17 protein-coding genes are annotated in these 20116 nt (G+C 59.2%); 8 read left to right on the top strand and 9 right to left on the bottom strand.

The window, feature by feature from the left end; translation table 11 throughout:
- Positions 1 to 32 precede the first annotated feature (32 nt).
- Positions 33 to 641 (top strand): pyridoxamine 5'-phosphate oxidase family protein, encoded by a 609-nt coding sequence (locus ASC96_RS24155; protein ID WP_060505658.1) that lies wholly within the window; start codon positions 33 to 35, stop codon positions 639 to 641.
- 164 nt (positions 642 to 805) lie between these two features.
- Here ASC96_RS24155 and ASC96_RS24150 read toward each other — a convergent pair whose 3' ends face one another.
- The 3 genes from ASC96_RS24150 to ASC96_RS32985 form a co-directional block, all read right to left on the bottom strand.
- Positions 806 to 1873: a GGDEF domain-containing protein gene (locus ASC96_RS24150; RefSeq protein WP_060505596.1), complete on the bottom strand. Its 1068-nt coding sequence runs from the start codon at positions 1871 to 1873 to the stop codon at positions 806 to 808.
- 183 nt (positions 1874 to 2056) lie between these two features.
- A complete protein-coding gene (gene fumC / locus ASC96_RS24145) occupies positions 2057 to 3469 on the bottom strand; it encodes a class II fumarate hydratase (RefSeq protein ID WP_112834666.1) in 1413 nt (470 codons plus the stop codon).
- A gap of 22 nt (positions 3470 to 3491) precedes the next feature.
- Positions 3492 to 3917 (bottom strand): hypothetical protein, encoded by a 426-nt coding sequence (locus ASC96_RS32985; protein ID WP_156393858.1) that lies wholly within the window; start codon positions 3915 to 3917, stop codon positions 3492 to 3494.
- 95 nt (positions 3918 to 4012) lie between these two features.
- On the opposite strand from ASC96_RS32985, the gene ASC96_RS24140 reads away from it, so the two are divergent.
- Positions 4013 to 5890 carry a murein L,D-transpeptidase gene (locus ASC96_RS24140; RefSeq protein WP_060505595.1) on the top strand — a complete coding sequence of 626 codons (1878 nt, stop codon included), beginning with the start codon at positions 4013 to 4015 and terminating at the stop codon, positions 5888 to 5890.
- A 68-nt stretch (positions 5891 to 5958) separates the two neighbouring features.
- Here ASC96_RS24140 and ASC96_RS24135 read toward each other — a convergent pair whose 3' ends face one another.
- The gene (locus ASC96_RS24135; RefSeq protein WP_060505594.1) at positions 5959 to 6636 is read right to left on the bottom strand and encodes an HAD family hydrolase; all 678 of its coding nucleotides are present in this window, start codon (positions 6634 to 6636) and stop codon (positions 5959 to 5961) included.
- Between the two features lie 220 nt (positions 6637 to 6856).
- Here ASC96_RS24135 and rpiA point away from each other — a divergent pair, with 220 nt between their 5' ends.
- The 5 genes from rpiA (at position 6857) to ASC96_RS24110 (ending at position 12031) form a co-directional block, all read left to right on the top strand.
- Positions 6857 to 7549, top strand: coding sequence for a ribose-5-phosphate isomerase RpiA (rpiA, locus tag ASC96_RS24130; RefSeq protein WP_060505593.1), 693 nt, complete (start codon positions 6857 to 6859; stop codon positions 7547 to 7549).
- 160 nt (positions 7550 to 7709) lie between these two features.
- Positions 7710 to 8261, top strand: a complete 552-nt coding sequence (locus tag ASC96_RS24125; protein WP_060505656.1) for a DUF2059 domain-containing protein — start codon at positions 7710 to 7712, stop codon at positions 8259 to 8261.
- Positions 8262 to 8468: 207 nt separating this feature from the next.
- A complete protein-coding gene (gene gor / locus ASC96_RS24120; RefSeq protein ID WP_060505592.1) occupies positions 8469 to 9860 on the top strand; it encodes a glutathione-disulfide reductase in 1392 nt (463 codons plus the stop codon).
- A gap of 276 nt (positions 9861 to 10136) precedes the next feature.
- A complete protein-coding gene (locus ASC96_RS24115; RefSeq protein ID WP_060505655.1) occupies positions 10137 to 11510 on the top strand; it encodes a 3-deoxy-7-phosphoheptulonate synthase class II in 1374 nt (457 codons plus the stop codon).
- A gap of 122 nt (positions 11511 to 11632) precedes the next feature.
- Complete coding sequence (locus ASC96_RS24110; RefSeq protein ID WP_060505591.1) at positions 11633 to 12031, top strand: GFA family protein; 399 nt, start codon at positions 11633 to 11635, stop codon at positions 12029 to 12031.
- Positions 12032 to 12060: 29 nt separating this feature from the next.
- Here ASC96_RS24110 and ASC96_RS24105 read toward each other — a convergent pair whose 3' ends face one another.
- From ASC96_RS24105 to ASC96_RS24085, 5 genes are all read right to left on the bottom strand, one after another.
- Positions 12061 to 12981, bottom strand: coding sequence for a hypothetical protein (locus tag ASC96_RS24105; protein WP_060505590.1), 921 nt, complete (start codon positions 12979 to 12981; stop codon positions 12061 to 12063).
- A gap of 216 nt (positions 12982 to 13197) precedes the next feature.
- Entirely contained in the window at positions 13198 to 14931 is a 1734-nt protein-coding gene (locus ASC96_RS24100; RefSeq protein WP_060505589.1) for a pilus assembly protein TadG-related protein, read from the bottom strand.
- A gap of 1 nt (position 14932) precedes the next feature.
- Complete coding sequence (locus tag ASC96_RS24095; RefSeq protein WP_060505588.1) at positions 14933 to 15355, bottom strand: TadE/TadG family type IV pilus assembly protein; 423 nt, start codon at positions 15353 to 15355, stop codon at positions 14933 to 14935.
- A 209-nt stretch (positions 15356 to 15564) separates the two neighbouring features.
- Positions 15565 to 16116, bottom strand: coding sequence for a DUF1003 domain-containing protein (locus tag ASC96_RS24090; RefSeq protein ID WP_060505587.1), 552 nt, complete (start codon positions 16114 to 16116; stop codon positions 15565 to 15567).
- A gap of 87 nt (positions 16117 to 16203) precedes the next feature.
- On the bottom strand, positions 16204 to 18150 hold the full coding sequence (locus ASC96_RS24085) for an LTA synthase family protein (protein WP_060505586.1): 1947 nt from the start codon (positions 18148 to 18150) through the stop codon (positions 16204 to 16206).
- A 272-nt stretch (positions 18151 to 18422) separates the two neighbouring features.
- On the opposite strand from ASC96_RS24085, the gene ASC96_RS24080 reads away from it, so the two are divergent.
- On the top strand, positions 18423 to 20102 hold the full coding sequence (locus ASC96_RS24080) for an NAD+ synthase (RefSeq protein ID WP_060505585.1): 1680 nt from the start codon (positions 18423 to 18425) through the stop codon (positions 20100 to 20102).
- Positions 20103 to 20116 lie beyond the last annotated feature (14 nt).

Here is a 20116-nt window from a genome sequence, read left to right as displayed (position 1 = left end):
GCTCGATGGAGCGGGATCCGGTGGAGAACGGCATGACGATCATTCGCACGGTGGAAGAACTGAACGCGCTTTACGGCGGCGCAAGCGAAGCCTCGCTGGTGAAGGTCACCAGCCGGCTGACACCGGACTATGCCAGGATGATCGAGGCGGCCCCGTTTGCAGCGCTTGCCACGGTGGGACCGGAAGGGCTCGACTGTTCGCCGCGTGGTGATGATGCCTGTGTTGTTCGGATTGCCGACGACAAGACGGTGCTGATGCCGGACTGGCGCGGCAATAACCGGGTCGATTCGCTTGCCAATATCGTGCGTGATCCGCGGGTGGCGTTGATGTTTCTTGTACCCGGCTCCGCCACGACGATGCGGATCAACGGCACGGCCGTGGTCAGCGTCGATCCCGAGTTGACCGGATCGTTCGAGGTCGACGGTAAACACCCGCGCAGCGTCATCGTCGTCACCATCGGCGAAGTCTATTTCCAGTGCGCGAGAGCATTGATCCGCTCTCAGATTTGGAACCCGGATCGCTTTGTCGATCCGCAGTCCCTGCCGACGCCCGGCACGCTGCTGAAGGCCGCCAAAGCGGATTTCGACAAGGAAACCTATGACCGCGAATGGCCCGAACGCGCCGCAAAAACCATGTGGTAGTGCGCAGACCTTACGACACCATGCATTTCGAGTACCGTCCCGAACTGATCGCTATCGGCAAGGCGGCCGATGTTTCGGCCTGCAGGTCGTGTCGCTGTTTCCGGCAGCCCAAGAATGACAAAGGGCGCCACTAGGGCGCCATGGTCCAACAATGGGATTGCCGCCTACTTGCGGTAAATCAGCCAGTTTTTGCCGGTATCCTTCTTCATACCCTCTTCAAACAGGATCGTCCTGTTGCGGCCGGCGTTCTTGGCGCAATAGAGCGCGATGTCGGCCTTGTTGTAGAGGTCGGTCGGGTCATCGGCATGCGATGCCTGGCAGACACCGACGGACAGTGTGATCGGACCATAGTTGACGCCGGTCTTGGAGTTTTTGAAGGGCGTGGTCGCCAAGGCATTGCGGATGCGCTCTGCGACCTGCAGGCTTTCTTCCAGGCTGCTATCGCCCAGAATGATGGCAAATTCCTCACCGCCTGTGCGCGCCACAAAGGCATCGCGGCGCAGGTTGGCGCGGATGACCGTACCGACAGTCGCCAGTATCTTGTCGCCGACGGGGTGGCCGTAGCTGTCATTGACCTTCTTGAAATGATCGATATCGGCGATCAGAAGGCCGGTAAAGCTGCGCTGCTGTTCGGAGTTGTAGATCGCGGCGAGTTTTTCGTCGAATGCCCGGCGGTTGGCGAGGCGCGTCAGCGAATCCGTGTTGGCGATGCGTTTGTATTCGTCGAGTTCCTGGCGGATGACTTCCATCTCGAAGGATTTCAGCGATACGTTTTCGGCGCGTTCCTTGCCCTGGTTCATCGTGTCCGCCGTTGCCTCGGTCAGGAGGCTGACGCATTGGCGCAGGATTTCGGCGCTGGAGCTGCTTTTGCCGGTAATGTTCTGATACGTCTCGTCCAGCAGCTTGTTATAGTTCTCGAGCGCGAATTGTTCGTCCTTCAGCAGCTTGAGAAGTTCGACAAGCTCGCTCGTCAGGTGGTTGTGGGCCCGGTCGATGCCTGCGGCATGGTGGACATGGCTGAAATAGCGGGCGCCGATCTCGTCCAGTTCTTCCTGGGTTGCCCGGCTGCCGAGCGCAGCCAGTTCCTTCGTCAGCTTGGGGTTGGAGCCGATATAGGCTTCATAATAAAGCTCATAGTTGCGCGGTAGGGGTGAAATACCCATGATCCGCATCGCATAGGTTACCTGCGCTGCGATATCCGGCATCTGTACCTTGTTCGAAGCCGCTTGCATGGCAAGCTCCTGTTTTGTTGTCTCGGGCCGCTAGTTTTAGGCATCAAAGATTTTGGAAGCCTTAACGTTTGGCAAATTTAGTCAATTAGATTGCACCGAAATAAGGTGTCCGGCCCTGCCAAATAGAAACGGGCAGCCGTGATGGCCGCCCGTATGATCTACCGGAGATTGTGCGGTGACGTATCAGGAAGGGCTGATCATCGTTTCGGGGCGAACCGCCGCATCGAACTCCGCGTCGGTGACGTAGCCGCCGCCAACAGCTTCTTCGCGAAGGGTCGTGCCATTCTTGTGCGCGGTCTTGGCGATCTTTGCGGCGTTGTCATAGCCGATCTTGGGGGCCAGCGCCGTGACCAGCATCAACGAGCGGTCGAGCGCCGCCTTGATATTGTCTTCGCGGGCCTCGATGCCGACAACGCAATTGTCGGTAAAGGAGATCACGGCGTCGGACAGGAGTTGAACCGACTGCAGGAAGTTATAGGCCATCAACGGATTGTAGACGTTGAGTTCGAAATGACCCTGGCTGCCGGCAAAGGTCAGTGCCGCGTTGTTGCCGAAGACCTGGACGCAGACCTGCGTCAGCGCTTCGCACTGGGTCGGATTGACCTTGCCCGGCATGATCGACGAGCCCGGCTCATTTTCCGGCAGCGACAGTTCGCCAAGGCCCGAGCGCGGGCCGGAGCCGAGGAAGCGGATATCGTTGGCGATCTTGAAGAGTGCAGCGGCTGCCGAGTTGATGGCGCCGTGGCTGAATACCATCGAATCGTGGGCGGCCAGCGCCTCGAACTTGTTCGGCGCGGTGACGAAGGCGATACCGGTGATCTTGGCGATCTCATCGGCAACCTTTTCGGCAAAGCCGATCGGCGCGTTGAGCCCGGTTCCGACGGCCGTGCCGCCCTGCGCAAGTTCGCAGAGACCCGGCAGGGTCATTTCGATGCGCTTGATCGAGGAGGCGACCTGGGCGGCGTAACCGGAAAATTCCTGGCCGAGCGTCAGGGGGGTAGCGTCCTGCGTGTGCGTGCGGCCGATCTTGATGATATGATCGAAGGCCTTCACCTTGGCGACGAGGGCTGCATGCAGGTGCTTCAGCGCCGGCAGGAGATCGTGGACGACGCGCTCGGCGCAGGCGATATGCATGGCCGTCGGATAGGTGTCGTTCGACGACTGGCTCATGTTGACGTGGTCGTTCGGGTGGACAGGCTTCTTTGAGCCCATGACGCCGCCGAGCATTTCGATCGCACGGTTGGAAATGACTTCGTTGGCGTTCATGTTCGACTGCGTGCCGGAGCCGGTCTGCCAGACGACGAGCGGAAAGTGCTCGTTGAGCTTGCCGTCGATGACTTCCTGGGCTGCGGCAATGATTGCGTTGCCGACGGTCGGGTCAAGGCCCTGCAATTCCATGTTGGCGCGGGCGGCAGCTTGCTTGACGATGCCCAGCGCGCGCACGATCGACAGCGGCTGCTTTTCCCAGCCGATCTTGAAATTGCCGAGCGAGCGTTGTGCCTGTGCGCCCCAATAGCGGTCGTTGGCGACTTCGATCGGGCCGAACGTATCTGTTTCCGTGCGCGTTGCTGTCATCGTAATCCCTGCTTTCGTCATGCGGTGTTGGACCGGGGCGGTTTCAAGGCCGGGCGGTACGGCACCGGAAGGTGAGTGAGGCCGCCGCGCTGCGACGGACCGAAGCTGTGATGCGGTTCTCTCTGGCCCAGGTGGCCGGTGCTTGTAAAGAGGTTGCGCGGGTGGGTGCCGTGCTACAATCGTTTAAAATACCGCCCGTTCGATGTTTCCTGTGATTGCTGGCCGTGATGATCGTTCGCGTGTCCTGGCGCCGGTTGGCCTGTGCCTTTTCAGACACAAGCGGGTGGATAGTTTGGCCGGTGTTTTCCGCGGTTTTTGCGGGGAAAGCCGATTTTCTTTCGCAGTGAAAAAATAATGCAGGGAATTCAAATTTTTGGATGTTCTGATCCGTCTTCCTCATGCAGGTGCCGTCACGGATTTGTGACGGGCTGTCCGGGCCTTTCGGGGCGCGCGTTTCCTTTTCATTCACCATCCTTTCTTATAAGTACGAAAGCCTGGTGACATGACGGAGCATCAGGCGCGAACCGCTGATGGCGGCAATGCGATACGGGGACGAGTGAACCTATGAAGTTGATGAAGACTGCTGCGATCGTGACACTGATGACCGGGTGCGCGTTCGCCTCTCTCGGTGTGCAGCGCGCGGAGGCGCTGAACCTCCTGGATCTTTTTCGCAAGAAGAAGCCGGTGGTTGAGGAAGTTCAGCCGCTGCCAGGCGTCGAGCAGGTGCAGCCCGTGCAGAAGCAGGCCGCTCGTCCGCTGCCGAAGGTGAGTTCACCGCAATACTATACGTACAAGGCCGAGCCGTTGCGCCGGATCGCCACCGCAAAGCTCGTCGACCCGGTTGTGACCGGTTCCGTCCGCGCTGACGTCCTGCCGCCGGCGCCAGCCGCTGCGCTCGCCGATGCACGCCAGTTTCTTCCCGATGTCACGGCCTATGCGCCGGCCGATGTCGCCAAGGCGATCGAGACTTTCTATACCGGCCGCGATGGGTTCGTCTGGATTGACGGCGATGCCCCGAACGCAGCCGCCAAGGCGGCTCTGACGGTCCTGGGGCAGGCGGCGAGCGTCGGTCTTGATCCGCAGGACTATGCCGTCACCGTTCCGTCCGATACGTTCGACCGCAACGACATGGCTGCGCGTGAAAAATCCCTCGTCGAGTTCGAGATCCAGCTGTCGGCCGCAACGCTGACCTATATCGCCGACACCGTGCGCGGGCGCATCGATCCGAACAAGATTTCCGGTTATCACGATTTCAAGCGCAAGGACGTCAATCTGACCGGCAAGCTGGGCAATATCGCCAGAAGTCACGATGTTGCGGCCTATCTGAATTCCCAGACGCCTTCCGGCGTTGAATTCCTGGCGTTGAAGCGGGAACTGGCGGCGCTGCAGGCGCGGACCGGCGATGCGCCGCGGATCACGATTGCACCGGGCACGCTTCTGAAACCGGGTATCAGCAATCCGGAATTGGCCAATGTGGTCGCGGCTATCCGCGTCAAGGGTTCCGATGCGCTGAAGGTGGAACATGCGCTGACGCTATCAGCATACCAGGGGACGCCGGATTATACGCCGGAACTGGTAGCGCTGGTCGAAGGCTTCCAGAAGGAACACGGCCTGACGCCGGACGGCGTCGTCGGCAAGGCATCGATCCGCATCCTGACGGGTGGGGACACGACCGAAAGCAAGGCCGCCAAGGTACGAATCGCTATGGAGCAGGCACGCTGGCTGCCCGCCGATCTCGGCAGCCGCTATGTCTTCATCAACCAGCCCGCCTATATGGTCTACTATCACGAACAGGGTGCCGAGCAGTTCTCAATGCGGGTTGTCGTTGGTTCCAAGGCCCACCAGACATTCTTCTTCCAGGATGAGATCCAGACGGTGGAGTTCAACCCCTATTGGGGCGTCCCGCAGTCGATCATCATCAACGAGATGCTGCCCAAGCTGCGCAACGATCCGGGTTACCTCGATCGTCTCGGCTATCAGGTTGAGCTCAAGGGGCGGCCGGTGTCCTCCTCCTCTGTCAACTGGAACGGTTCGACGGCTGGCGTCGCCGTGCGCCAGCCGCCAAGTAGCGACAACGCGCTGGGTGAACTGAAGATCCTGTTCCCGAATACGCATGCCATCTACATGCACGACACGCCGTCGAAGAGCTTCTTCAAGAAGGATGATCGCGCGCTCAGCCACGGCTGCGTGCGCCTTGCCGATCCGCGCAGGATGGCGGCTGCCGTGCTCGGCACGTCGGTCGAGGATATCGGCAAGCAGATTGCCGGCGGCCGCAACAAGGGCGTGTCCGTACCGCAAAAAATCCCGGTCTACGTCGCCTATTTCACCGCATGGCCGAACAAGGATGGCACGGTGGAATATTTCCACGACGTCTATGATCGCGACATGTATATGGACCGCGCACTTGAAGCGACGCGTCTTGCGCGCCGCGCCGAAGGGTGACAATCGTCGACTGGACCAGTCCATGAAAAAGGCGGCTTCGAGCCGCCTTTTTCATGTCCGCATGGCTTTTATGCCCGGGCGATAAGGCGCTCGATCAGATCGGGGGTCAGTTCGTCGAAATGGCGGACGACGATGTCCGGCTGAAGGCTTTCGACGGGCACGTCGGAATAACCGAAGGGAACACCGATCGAGCGAACCGAGGCGTTCTTTGCGACGAGAATGTCGTTGAGGCTATCGCCGACCATTACCGATTTTTCCGGCGATCCGCCGGCAAGCCGGATGGTCGACAACAAATGCTCGGCATCGGGCTTGCGCACGGAAAACGTGTCGCCGCCGGTGATCGCTGCGAAACGGGATGTCAGGCCAAGGCCCTCCAACAGGCTTCTGGCCAGCATTTCCAGCTTGTTGGTGCAGACGGCGAGCGTAAAGCCGGCGGCAGACAGGCGATCCATCGCAGTGATGACGCCGGGATAGGGGAAAGAATCACCCGGCATCGAACCATGGTAGAAATCGATGAATTCCTTCATCTGCCAGTCGAGGTCCTTATCGGAAAGCGCCTGACCGCGCAGCGTGAACGTGCGCTCGATCATCGCCTTGGCGCCATGGCCAACGAGATGTGTCAGGTCGTCATAGGTCACTGGCGCTAGGCCGGCCTGCGTAACTGCATGGTTGAGGCTTGCCACCAGGTCGGGCGCTGTATCGACGAGGGTTCCATCAAGATCAAAGACGACAACGGATGCGGACACTGGAACCTCTTGAAACTTGCTGGAAATGTTGCCATCCGGGTAGGGGAAGCGGGCGAGAAAAGCAATCGTAACTTTACGCGGAAGCGCTGGTTTGCTTTTGCATTCTGGCCGCTATTGGGGCTTTTGTTTGCCGTTGCAGCCGTGTAAACGTCTCAACGGAACGAAGGGACGCGATGTTTTGCCGTGGCCCCATCGGTGAGTTTTGAGGAGATTGTGGCGCATGGACGCCCGTCAGATGAAGATCAAGGCTGCAGCGGCAGCGCTCGACTATGTCGAAGATGGTATGAGACTTGGGATCGGCACAGGTTCGACGGCGGAAGAGTTCGTTCGCTTGCTGGCCGAAAAAGTGGCGGCGGGCTTTCGTATCGAGGGCGTGCCGACATCGGAACGCACGGCACGGCTTTGCCTGGAACTCGGTGTGCCCCTGAAATCGCTCGAAGAGCTTCCAGAACTTGACCTGACCATTGACGGTGCGGACGAAGTGGACCCGATGCTGCGCCTGATCAAGGGCGGCGGCGGCGCGCTGTTGCGTGAAAAGATCGTTGCGTGCGCCTCGGCTCGGATGATTGTGATTGCCGACGAAACCAAGGTGGTTGAGACGCTCGGCGCTTTCAAGCTGCCGATCGAAGTCAATTCCTTTGGGCTCGGCGCCACGCGTATCGCCGTTGAAAAGCTTGCCGCCCGGCATGGGCTTTCCGGCGAAATCGCCGTGCGGGCTTCCGGCGACGGGCCGTTCATGACCGATGGTGGACATCTGATTCTGGACGCATCTTTTGGCCGCATTCCTGATGCAGATGCGCTTGCACGCGAACTGAACGCCATTCCCGGCGTGGTCGAACATGGACTATTCATCGGCATCGCATCTCTTGCCATCATCGCCGGTCCGGCGGGGGCAAGGGTGATGACGGTTTGACCGGTTGCGGCCGAAATTGCCGCGCCGGATTGCTATAGCGCCGCCGCCGGTCGGGATTGCCCGATGCAGGTGGCGGCAGCTTTGAAATTGAATTATGCAGGGGTTCGCAGATGCAAGGCATGCGCGCAATCCGGCATCAACTGACAGGAGCGTTACAGACATGATCAAATTCGCAGGTCTCGGCCGTACAATGGCTGCAACGGCCATCATCCTTTCCGCCGTCATGGTTCCGACACTGCGGGCGCAGGATGTAACGGACGAGCAGATCAAGGCCGCACGGGCCGCAATCGCTGCCATCAACGCCACGAACGGCTTTGACAATATCCTGCCGAATCTGGCTGAACGCCTGAAGACGACCCTCATCCAGTCCTCGCCGAACTACGAAGACCTGATTTCCAAGACGGTCGATGCCAAGGCGCTCGAACTGGCTGCGCGCCGCGCCGACCTGGAGCGTGAAGCGGCAACGATCTATGCCAAGACCTTCACCGTCGAGCAGCTGAACGCGATTGCGACCTTCTACACGTCCGAAGCTGGCAAGAAGCTTTTGAACGACGGCCCGATCGCTTCGCGCGAACTGGTCAAGGCCGCCGACATCTGGGCCGCTGGTATCTCCCGCGATCTGAATGCGGCTGCAACCAAGGATTTGAGCGCGACCCTGACCGCCGGTCAGCAGCCGGTCGATGGCACGGCTCCCGTGACGCCTGCCCAATAAGGAGCGCCTGCCGGTTCCTGGCAGCACATTCACGCCGATTTGCTGAAGCCCGGGTCATTCCGGGCTTTTCATTTTGCATCCTGCCACCCTATATCACCATCACACGGCGGAATCGCCGGTGAGGCGCTGTACCGCTGTTTGCGGCCGCAGCCTTACCCCCCGCGTCCCGCTTCCCTTCGCATATGACCCTGCCGGGAGTATTTCATCATGGCTTCTTTCGATTATGACCTCTTCGTTATTGGCGGCGGTTCCGGCGGCGTGCGCAGTGGCCGGCTTGCTGCGGCGATGGGCAAGAAGGTGGCGATCGCCGAGGAGTTCCGCTACGGTGGCACCTGCGTGATCCGCGGCTGCGTTCCCAAGAAGCTCTATGTCTATGCCTCGCAGTTTGCCGAGCATTTCGAGGATTCTGAGGGGTTTGGCTGGACCGTCGGCGAAAGCACTTTCGATTGGAAAAAGCTGGTTGCCGCCAAGGACAAGGAAATCACCCGGCTGGAGGGGCTCTATCAAAAAGGGCTGGCCAATGCCGGCGCGGAAATCCTGCATGAGCGGGCCGAGCTGACCGGCCCAAACACGATCAAGCTGAAGAATAGCGGCAGGACCGTCACGGCCGAACGGATCGTCATCGCCGTCGGTGGTCATCCGACGCCGCACGATGCGCTGCCGGGTCACGAGCTCTGCATCAGCTCGAATGAGGCCTTTGACCTTCCGGAGCTGCCGAAATCGATCGTGATTGCCGGCGGCGGCTACATCGCGGTTGAGTTTGCCAACATCTTCCATGGTCTCGGTGTCGAGACGACGCTGATCTACCGCGGCAAGGAAATCCTGTCGCGCTTCGATCAGGACATGCGGCGTGGGTTGCATGCGGCGATGGAGCAAAAGGGTATCCGCATCCTGTGCGAGGACCTGATCCAGTCCGTCAGCAAAAATGCCGATGGCAGGCTGACAGTGGAAACGAAGAAGCATGGTGCCTTGACCGCCGATCAGGTGATGCTGGCGCTTGGCCGCGTGCCGAATACCACGGGGCTTGGTCTCGAGGCAGCTGGCGTTGCCGTCAACGAGCGCGGTGCTGTTATCATCGATGCATTCTCGCGCACCAGCGCGCCCGGTATCTATGCGCTGGGCGACGTGACCGACCGGGTGCAACTGACGCCGGTGGCGATCCATGAGGCGATGTGCTTCATCGAGACAGAGTATAAGGGTAACCCGACATCCCCGGATCATGAGCTGATTGCCACCGCAGTGTTCTCCCAGCCGGAAATCGGTACGGTCGGCCTCTCGGAAGAGGAAGCCGCGAAGAAATTTGCCGATCTGGAAATCTACCGGGCCGAGTTCCGGCCGATGAAGGCGACGCTTTCGGGGCGGGCGGAGAAGACCATCATGAAGCTGATCGTCAATGCTGCCGACCGCAAGGTCCTGGGCGCCCATATTCTTGGCCACGAGGCCGGCGAAATGGCGCAATTGCTTGGAATTACGCTGAAAGCCGGCTGCACCAAGGACGATTTCGACCGGACGATGGCGGTGCATCCAACCGCATCGGAAGAGCTGGTGACGATGTATAGTCCGAGCTACCGGATCAGGAACGGCGAGCGGACCGTATGAGCCGGTAAGGTGTTGCGCCAAACACTTGGCAACGCAGGGTAGGGCGCGCCGGGGCTGCGCGCACTTTGCTGGCACAATGGCTTTGCAATCCCTATGTTAACGTTTATAAGCCCGCATCCGCAAAATCGCCGTTTTCCCCCGAGGGAAGGCTACGGTTCAGGAATTGTTCCGTTGATACACGGTTCAAAACCGGTTTCAGGCGGCATTGCTAGGGTGTGGATCCGGCGATGCAACTGCTGCTGCGGCGGACCTTGCGCAAGAGAACAGGTGATCGACATGGTAGAGAATTGGACCCCGAACAGCTGGCGGCAGAAGCCCATCCAGCAGGTGCCGGATTTTCCGGATATGGCAGCACTCGCGGCCGCAGAAGCGCAGCTCGCGACCTATCCGCCGCTGGTATTTGCCGGTGAAGCGCGCCGTCTGAAGAGCCAGCTTGCCAATGTTTCGGAAGGCAAGGGCTTCCTGCTGCAGGGCGGCGATTGCGCCGAGAGCTTTGCCGAACATGGCGCGGACACCATCCGCGACTTCTTCCGCGCGTTCCTGCAGATGGCTGTCGTCCTGACGTTCGGCGCCCAGCAACCGGTCGTCAAGGTTGGCCGTATTGCCGGTCAGTTCGCCAAGCCGCGCTCCTCGAATATCGAGAAGCAGGGTGACGTCGAGCTGCCGAGCTATCGCGGTGACATCATCAACGGCATCGAATTCACCGAGAAGGCTCGTATTCCGGACCCGGAACGCCAGATCATGGCGTACCGCCAGTCGGCTGCGACGCTGAACCTTCTGCGCGCCTTCGCGATGGGCGGCTATGCCAACCTCGACAACGTGCACCAGTGGATGCTCGGTTTTGTCAAGGAAAGCCCGCAGGCCGAGCGTTACCGCAAGCTTGCCGACCGCATCTCCGAAACCATGGATTTCATGAAGGCGATCGGCATTACGCCGGAAAGCAATCCGAGCCTGCGCGAGACCGATTTCTTCACCAGCCATGAGGCACTGCTGCTCGGCTACGAGCAGGCGCTGACCCGTGTCGATTCGACGTCGGGCGACTGGTACGCCACATCCGGCCATATGATCTGGATCGGCGACCGCACGCGCCAGGCCGATCACGCGCATATCGAGTATTGCCGCGGTATCAAGAACCCGCTTGGTCTCAAGTGTGGTCCGTCGCTGACGGCTGATGGCCTGATCGAGCTGATCGACCTGCTCAACCCGCAGAACGAAGCCGGCCGCCTGACGTTGATCTGCCGTTTCGGTCATGACAAGGTTGCCGAAAACCTGCCGCGCCTTATCCGTGCGGTCGAAAAGGAAGGCCGCAAGGTCGTCTGGTCCTGCGATCCGATGCATGGCAACACGATCACGCTCAACAACTACAAGACCCGTCCTTTCGAGCGCATCCTGTCGGAAGTCGAAAGCTTCTTCCAGATCCACCGCGCCGAAGGCACGCATCCGGGCGGCATCCACATCGAGATGACCGGCAATGACGTGACGGAATGCACCGGTGGCGCCCGTGCGCTGTCGGGTGCCGATCTTGCCGATCGTTACCATACCCATTGCGACCCGCGCCTCAACGCCGACCAGGCGCTGGAACTGGCCTTCCTTCTTGCCGAGCGCATGAAGGGCGGCCGCGACGAAAAGCGGATGGTCGTCAACGGCTGATCAGCGCTGCTGATCAAAACCTTGAGCACATTGAATTTGACAGAGCCGGGCCGGCTGACGAAGCTGGCCCGGTTTTTTGTTGTCCGCGGGGGCCGGACTACAAGTCGCTTGAGGGGATATTCATGGCAGAAGAAAATACCGGATCGTGCAATTGTGGATCTGTCCGTTTCCGTACACGCGGGACACTGCGCGAAGTGATCGCGTGTCATTGTTCCCAATGCCGCAAGCAGACCGGTCTATACTATGCCGCGACCAATGTTCTCGACAGTGAACTTGCGCTTGAAGGGGCGGAGAGTATCACCTGGTATCGCTCGAGCCCGCAGGCCCGCCGGGGTTTCTGCAAGACCTGTGGTTCGGCTTTGTTCTGGAAGATGGACAGTCTGGACTATACATCGATCATGGCCGGAGCGTTCGATACCCCGACCGGCCTGTCCTTCGGCGTTCACATCTTCTGTGCCGACAAGGGCGACTTCTACGAGATCAATGATGATCTGCCGCAATTTGCGCAGTCAAGCGCCTGATGGGTGTGGCAGGAGGCCCTGTATCTGCCTCAGAAGACGTCTGGGCCGGTCAAAAGTACTGCTTCTTTATAAGCCCGTTCCAGCGCACAGAACTTGATGGATTGCCAGCGCTTGTAGTCGTCCACGAACGAAGCCGTGGCCCAGATCCTGTTCCGGCTGCCGTTGCGATCCTGCCAGCCCAACCAGCCCTGCGCTTCGGCACGGGCAAAAAGGCGGCGGACATGCGTGCGCGAGAGAGAGTAGTGGCTGGAGAGTTCGGAAAAGCGCAGGTTCTCGACCCAGTGGCGGCCGTCCTCCGGTTCGGCATTGGCAATCCGTGAGACGAAATCATCAAGGATCAGCCCGCCATATTCTGTCCAGACGAAGCAGGAGATGCTCAGCGGCGGTTCGCGCCATGCCGGATCGGCGATCAGCCGTTTGGCGGCGAGCGGCTGGGCGTGGCGGAATATGTCCGGATTTGCCTCCAGCTGCGCCACCCGATTACTCCGATCGATCAGATCGAGGCTGCGCATCTGGCCACGGAACCACAACGTCATTGCTTCATGACTGGTTTCGGTCGGCTCCAGCGGGCGGCTGCGTTTGCTCGTTGACCCTGCGACATCGCGGACAAGCTTGTAGGCGCGCAACTCCGCCAGAAACGCTGTGGCGGTGTTGCGGCTCGAAAGGCCTGTGGCTGCGATAACTTCAAGAAGTCTGGCCGCAGTGATGCCGGAGAGCGGATCCGTGGGGTCGCGCTGCAAATGCAGTGCGTAGGCGGCCTGCGTCAGCAGCCATTTCTGCTGGGCGGCAACCAGACGGGCAATCCGCGGAAAGTGATCGTAAAGCTCGATCATATGCCGCGCCGCCTGTTGCAGGACCGGGAACAAGGCAGGATTCGCCGCAAACCGATCAACCTCGGCGGAGAAACCGGCTTCTGTCGTATCGATCGCAGGCGGATGTTTGCCGTTCATGGTTTTGGCGAAAGTCCATACGGGTACTATGTCGGGCCGGGAATCGGCTGAATGGTTATTGTTAAGGCATGTCTGTTGCAAAACGGTATAAGTCCATCAATTGTTTCACCAAAGGCTGCAAATAACAGGACGGTTCGTGCCACTGATCTATTCGAAAAAAAAACCGGACGGCAAGATTGCCATCCGGTCTACGAATGAGAGGGGTGATTGTGACGTTTATTGTACGAGGACTGGCTGCAAGCAGTTGACGCCGGTGACGCGGACATCAGCTTCACCGACCCGGACGCCGACCACCAGAAGAAGATTGTAGATCAGGCTATCGATCGCCGGTGTAACGGCTCCCAGCGTCTGGGCGAGCGCTGCCTGAACGAGCTTGGGGCTGCCGAGCGTCAGAAACAGTACCTGGATATCGACATCGAGGTTGTTGAGCAGTGTCTGCGTTGCCGAGGTCAGAATGTCTTTGGTCGAAACACTCTTGATAGAGTTGGCCGCGACCTCGGACGGGCTGAACGTTAGCCTTTGCGGCTGAAGGTTCTTGGCTTCGACATGGGCGATGCCATCGATCCTGACCAGCAACGAGTCGAGGATCCTCGCTTTTTCAACCCGTGCCTCATCGCTGAAGTCTGACAGAATAGCGGGATTTACGGTACCGATCGCAATCTCCGCGACGCCCGGAACGGTATCGACCGAGACGCTGGCATTGGTGTTTGAACCACCATAGCAGCGAATGTCGGCGAGCTTGGCTTCCGCGTAGGCAACCTCGACATAGATCGGCAGTTTGATCCGCAAACCGGCAAGCAGGGACAGCCCATCGATGTTGACCTCAATTGCAAGCCGGGTCTGCGCGGTGCGCACCGCCGAACCTGGACTGCCCAACCGATGGGCCGGCGTGGTGACGGGCGGCTCACCAACAGCAAGCTTCACGCTGGCCGAGGCAATGCCGGGCAGGCCGGCCACGGTGGCAAGCGATATCTGGTTGGTCCCGTTGGCAAGGGCAGCAGCTGCTGACACGATATCGAGCGCGCTGATCTTCATCGCCCAGTTGGACCCGGCATCGACACTCAATCCTTTTTTGGGATCGATGTTGAGGATCTGCGACAAGGTGAAGGTCTTCTTGTTTTGTTTGGTGGCCGTTTCAAGCGCCTTCAGCGCCGAATTGGCCGTGGCGGAAATCCCGTGAACGGCCTGCATGGAGGCAAGCAGCTGTGGCATGGTGAGGTTTGCCTTCAGCACGTCTTCATAACTCGCCGCCGTCAGGTTCAGGCGGGTGGACACGCCCTTAAGGAAGGGCTGGACGTCGATATCCGCATCCACCAGCGCCCGGTAATCCATGACTTTCAGGGAAATCGTCGTGCCCAGCATCTGGCCCAGTAGCTGATTGAGGATGCCGTCATTGAGGCTTGCGAGCCGTGAACCGACGGAGAAGGACGCGAGCTTGGTGCTTGCAGCGGTGCCCACTGCACTCATCGTTGGCGGTGCGCTGAATATGGCGGCGAGATGAAGCGCGCCTTCCTTCTCGATCGAGACCTGGGCTGCATCCGCCGGCGTGGCGTTCGGGATGAAACGTTGACCGGTCGCTAGTGCGGGATCGGGGACATAGCGTCCCTTGACGATCGTGACGATGCCATTCTTCATGGCGACACTATCTTCCGGGATGACCTTTCCATCCGGATTGATCAAGCCGCCCTTGGTTGCAAGCGCGAGAGGAAGGCCATTGATCTTGAAGTGATTGCGCGCAGCAGACTCGACATTCGGCAGATCGGATGCGGCGACGATGGCGGTCAGGTCGGCGATGCCCTGCATTTCCCGTTTCTGCAGCGTGAGGTAACCGAAATCGATGCCAAGCCCAAGCGACAATACGACAAGAGGCAGAACAATGGCTGTGGAGATGCCGATATTACCTGAAGTATTGGCCAGAATATTGCGGCGTTTCAGCGTTTCGCGGACCATATCAGATACCTCCCAGCCGGATGGTTGCGTAACGTTTGATTTCTTCGTCGGGCAGCGCGAAGGAAAATAGATTCCAGATCGGCAAATCGCGTGCATCGTAGACGATGGTGACGGTGAATTGATTGAGGTTCTTGACGTCATCGGCGACGTCCACCGTGAGCTTCGCCTTGTTGATGAAGGCGTAATCCAGCGTCGATGACTGGATGAACGATTGGGCCAGGCTCTTTCGTTCGGTCGAGGACAGTCCCGCCACAGCGGTGCGCGCTGCGTCAGCGGCGATCTGCTGAACTGCATGCGTCGCGCTCAGATAGATGCCGTAGCCGATCATGGTGAAAATCGTCAGGAAGAACAGGGGGGCTACAATCGCAAATTCCAATGCGGCCGCCCCGTCAATATCTCTACGCATCTGCGATATGAGAGACATGGAACACACCTCCAGGTTTGTATCTGGTCGATATGGCGATCCAGTTACACCTATATCGTGTGCTTCATTTGTTAATTTTTCCGTACGCTAATAAATCGTCTTTTACGTTTTTACCGCTAATTACTGCGAATAATCGATTTTAAGTTGTGCCATTTCTGGTTGGTTGTGTTTGCGCAGTGGACTCCCGCACCGGAATGGGACAGGCGAAGTCAGGCTTGCGGATTTCCCGCATCCTTGTATTGCGCGAGCTGTCCCTGCAACCGGCCGACATCGGCACGCAGTTCGGCGATTTCCCGCAATAGCACCGTGTCGATCTTGTTGTGCAGCGAGATCAGTTCCAGCTCGGATTTGAGATTGACCTCATAGTCCTTCGAGGCATCGAAGCGATCCTTCATGGCTTGCCGGTTCTGCGACATCATGATGATCGGCGCCTGGATGGCGGCGATCATCGACAACAGCAAGTTGAGGAAGATGAAAGGGTAGGGGTCGAACGCATCTCGCGTCAAAAGCACCGTGTTGGCGATGGCCCATGCGGCAAGGAAGATCAGGAAAGCGATGATAAAGCCCCAGGAGCCGCCGACACGGGCGATGCTGTCTGCCATCCGGTCACCATAGCTCTGTCCAGCAACGAAGGCAGCGTTGGTGTCCTGCGACACGATCTTGCGTTCTTTGGCGCGGTGGAGAACCTGACGCTCTATAGCGCCAAGTTCACTGCTCGATTTGCCGAAAAGGATGTGGGAGATTTCGTCAAGGTGCGACATGGGCAGGCTCCGTCAGAAAACGCTGCCCTGTTCTAGCCTACCCCGGTGATTTGCGGAAATGCCGGAACCCGGCATCCCCGCTTCTTTTTACATGGCGCCGGCAAAGAGATCGGCGTGGCTCTCGAAGAACCGTTCGGTGCTGAAGCGCTGGCCGAACATCATGTCGTGCTGCAGGAAACGATAGTCGCGAATGAGCGGCGGGATTGTCTTCTGGCGTCCCCAGGAGGCTGTTTCCTTGCCCTTTGTGTCGACGAGCATGTAGCGGTCGATGATACGGTACTTGTCGAAGATATTGCCGAGGAAGCCCGTATAATAGGGATGCTCGAAGCCGCCCTGCTTGAGGATCTGGTAGGACAGGAAGGCCGGGCTGATCGTGCCGATATCCTTGACCGGGCCGGTCTTGTTGGACCAGACGACCAGAGGCGTTTCGTGCTGTGCCTTCATCTGCTCGAGCGAGCCTTTGCGCGAAGCGGTGACGTCGTTCATGAAGCCGGTGTTCGGATAGACGGTGTTGAGCGGCGGCAGATGGTCACCGAACAGCACGATGATGGTTTCGCGGTCACGTTCCTTGGCCCAGTCCATCAGCATCTTCAGGCTGTCATCCGCTTCCTTGATGCCCTGTGCATAGGTTTCAAGAACTTGCTTGTCGGCAGCGGGAAGGTTGCCTTCGACCTTGATGGTGTTCTTGGCATAGCGGTTGGCTTCATAGGGGCCATGACCCTGCAAGGTAACCGTGAAAAAGAAGAACGGATCACGCAGCTGGTCAGCCTGGCGGATGATTTCCTTGGTGAGCGACTCGTCCGAGGCGAAGATGCCACGCTTCTGCATTACCGGCAGGTTCTCTTCCGACTTGAACTGGTCAAAGCCGAATGCCTTGTACACGGCGCTGCGGTTCCAGAACCACTTCTGGAAGGGGTGCACGGCGCGCGACACATAGCCCTCGCCACGGAAGAAGGTGGCAAGCGAAGGAATGGGATTACGGATATACTGCTGATACGGGATGCTGCCATAGGGTAGGAAGGCGTTGGAGAAACCGGTCAGCGCCTCGAATTCGACATTGGCCGTCATGCCGCCGAACTCCGGCGAGAAGACGTTGCCGGACTGCATTTCGCGGATCGTCGGCATCGGATCGGGCGACAGTTTGACGTTGGGCAGACGGGTCGGATCCCAGAAGGATTCGCTCATCAGAACGATAACGTCAGGTTTGCTGCGATGGGATGTACCAGCCGGCATCGGCTTGGTTGGAATCTTGTCGATCGCATCGGACATATAGCCCGCCGGTGCCGTCACGTTCGCCATTGGCAGGTTGAGCGCAAACGCCATGGTGAAACCGTTGTGACGGTAGTTTTCGGTCTGGTCCCACATGATCGGAATGACCTGCAGGCGGTCACGCACCCATGAGAAATTGTTGTAGTCCATCAGGTGATAGAATGCGCCGAGCAACGGCAGGGCGACGGCGAACCGCGCCAGGCGCTGGCGCCGGGTGAGGGCCGGAAAGCGCCGCCAAGCGAAACGGACAAGCCAAACCAGCGCGGCCACCGCCAAAACGATACCGGCGACGATGCCAACGGCTGTCCACGGGCGGTCGCGGACCAGAACCGGCATCAGCTCCATGATCTGGCGGCCGAACAGAAAATCCGTCGGGTAAAGCGGATCGGAGAGGAAAATCTGCTTCTGCCGGCTGACGAGCGCCGGGATGAGCGCCAGCGGCGCGATCAGGATGACCCCCAAATTTTCGCGTGCGAAGAGGGCGTCGATTGCAAGGAAAAGCAGGAAGAATACGCCAGCGGTCGTCCATGCGGGGCGCGCCGGGTCGAGGAAGAACAGTGCAGATTCCATTGCGGAATTGCGGGCAATCCATTCGACGAAGAAAATCAATGTGATCGACAGAAGCAATGACAGCGAGAGATGCCGTGCAACCGAAAGCGCCTTGGCATGGCGTGCGCCGAAACCGATTTGCGGGCCATAGGCCCTAGAAGCGGTGGCAGCGATTGCTGCCGATTCAAAAATGGCCAAGGCCGTCTCCGATTTCATAAAACTGTCGTCCTAATGTCATACAGACGTCATCTTGAACGGAGGATGAATAATTCAAGTGGTGTTCTCCACCGACTTTTTCGGCACCTGTTGCCGATCCGACATGGCCTGAAAGGCGGGGTTGCGGGTGGCAGTGCGCAAGCCATCTGACGGGCAGGGCGTATTTTTTTCCAACTTCATCGCAAGCACGGGGTATTTTGGTGCGGAATGCGATAAACAGCATCCTTGGATGCCTCGCATCCGCGATAGCAAGATCAAGCACAGGCCTGTTCATGACCGCGCAAAAGACCATTTCCACGACGTTCCGTATCGCTGTTGCCCAGCTCAATCCCACCGTCGGCGACATTGCCGGTAACCTCGCCAAGGCACGCGAAGCCCGCGCTGATGCGGCACGCGGCGGCGCCGACCTTCTTCTTCTGACCGAATTGTTCATTTCAGGCTATCCGCCAGAGGATCTGGTCCTGAAACCGGCATTTCTGAAGGCCTGCCAAAAGGCTGTCGATGCGCTTGCCGCCGATACCGCGGATGGCGGTCCGGGGGTCATCGTCGGTTATCCGCGGCAAGGGGAAACGGGACGCCATAATTCGGTTGCTGTTCTGGATGGCGGTCAGGTTCTGGTCATTCGCGATAAGGTCGATCTGCCGAACTACGGCGAGTTCGACGAAAAACGTGTTTTCACCGAGGGCGCGATGCCTGGACCGGTCAATTTCCGCGGTGTGCGGCTCGGTATCCCGATCTGCGAGGAAATTTGGAATGACATGGGCGTTTGCGAGACGCTGGCGGAAAGCGGCGCCGAAATCCTGCTGGTGCCCAATGGTTCTCCCTATTATCGCGGCAAGATCGATGTGCGCCACCAGGTGGTGCTGCGCCAGGTGATCGAGACCGGTCTGCCGATGGTGTTTGCCAACCAGCTCGGCGGCCAGGACGAACTGGTGTTCGACGGCGCCAGCTTCGCCTTCAATGCCGACAAGCAACTGGCTTTCCAGATGAGCCAGTTCGAAGAGAGCATTTCCATCTCTGAGTGGCGCAAGAACGGCGAGGGCTGGGTTTGTCAGCAGGGGATGATGTCGCGCCTGCCACAGCAGGAGGAAGCCGACTACCGCGCCTGCATGCTGGGCTTTCGCGATTACGTCAACAAGAACGGCTTCAAGAATGTCGTGCTTGGCCTTTCCGGCGGTATCGATTCGGCGATTTGTGCCGCACTTGCGGTCGATGCGCTCGGCGAAGAACGCGTCCGCACCGTGATGCTGCCTTATCGCTACACATCGTCGGACTCGTTCAAGGATGCCGAGGATTGCGCCAAAGCGCTCGGGTGCCGCTATGACGTCGTGCCGATCGAGGAGCCGGTGCAGGGCTTCCTCAACGCCCTTTCCGATATGTTCGAGGGAACGGAATCCGGTATTACCGAAGAAAACCTGCAGAGCCGGACGCGCGGCACGATCCTGATGGCGCTGTCCAACAAGTTCGGCTCGATGGTGGTGACCACCGGCAACAAGTCGGAAATGTCGGTTGGTTATGCGACGCTCTATGGCGACATGAACGGCGGCTTCAATCCGATCAAGGACCTCTACAAGATGCAGGTCTACGGGCTGTCGCGCTGGCGCAACACGACGGTGCCGCCCGGTGCGCTCGGTCCGTCAGGCGAAGTAATCCCGAAGAACATTATTGACAAGGCACCGTCGGCCGAGCTTCGCCCGAACCAGACGGACCAGGATTCGCTGCCCCCCTATCCGGTGCTTGACGATATCCTCGAATGCCTGGTCGAGAAGGAAATGGGGACCGAGGAGATCGTCGCGCGCGGTCATGACGAGGCGACGGTGCACCGGATCGAGCACCTGCTCTACATCGCCGAATACAAGCGTCGCCAATCGGCCCCGGGCGTGAAGATTACCAAGAAGAACTTTGGCCGCGACCGTCGCTATCCAATCACCAACCGGTTCCGCGACCGGTAGACTTGCAACTGGAG

Source organism: Rhizobium sp. Root1204, assembly GCF_001424965.1.
Lineage (GTDB): Bacteria > Pseudomonadota > Alphaproteobacteria > Rhizobiales > Rhizobiaceae > Pararhizobium.
Note: the sequence above shows the minus strand (reverse complement) of the source record. Positions and strands in the feature narration are given on the sequence as shown.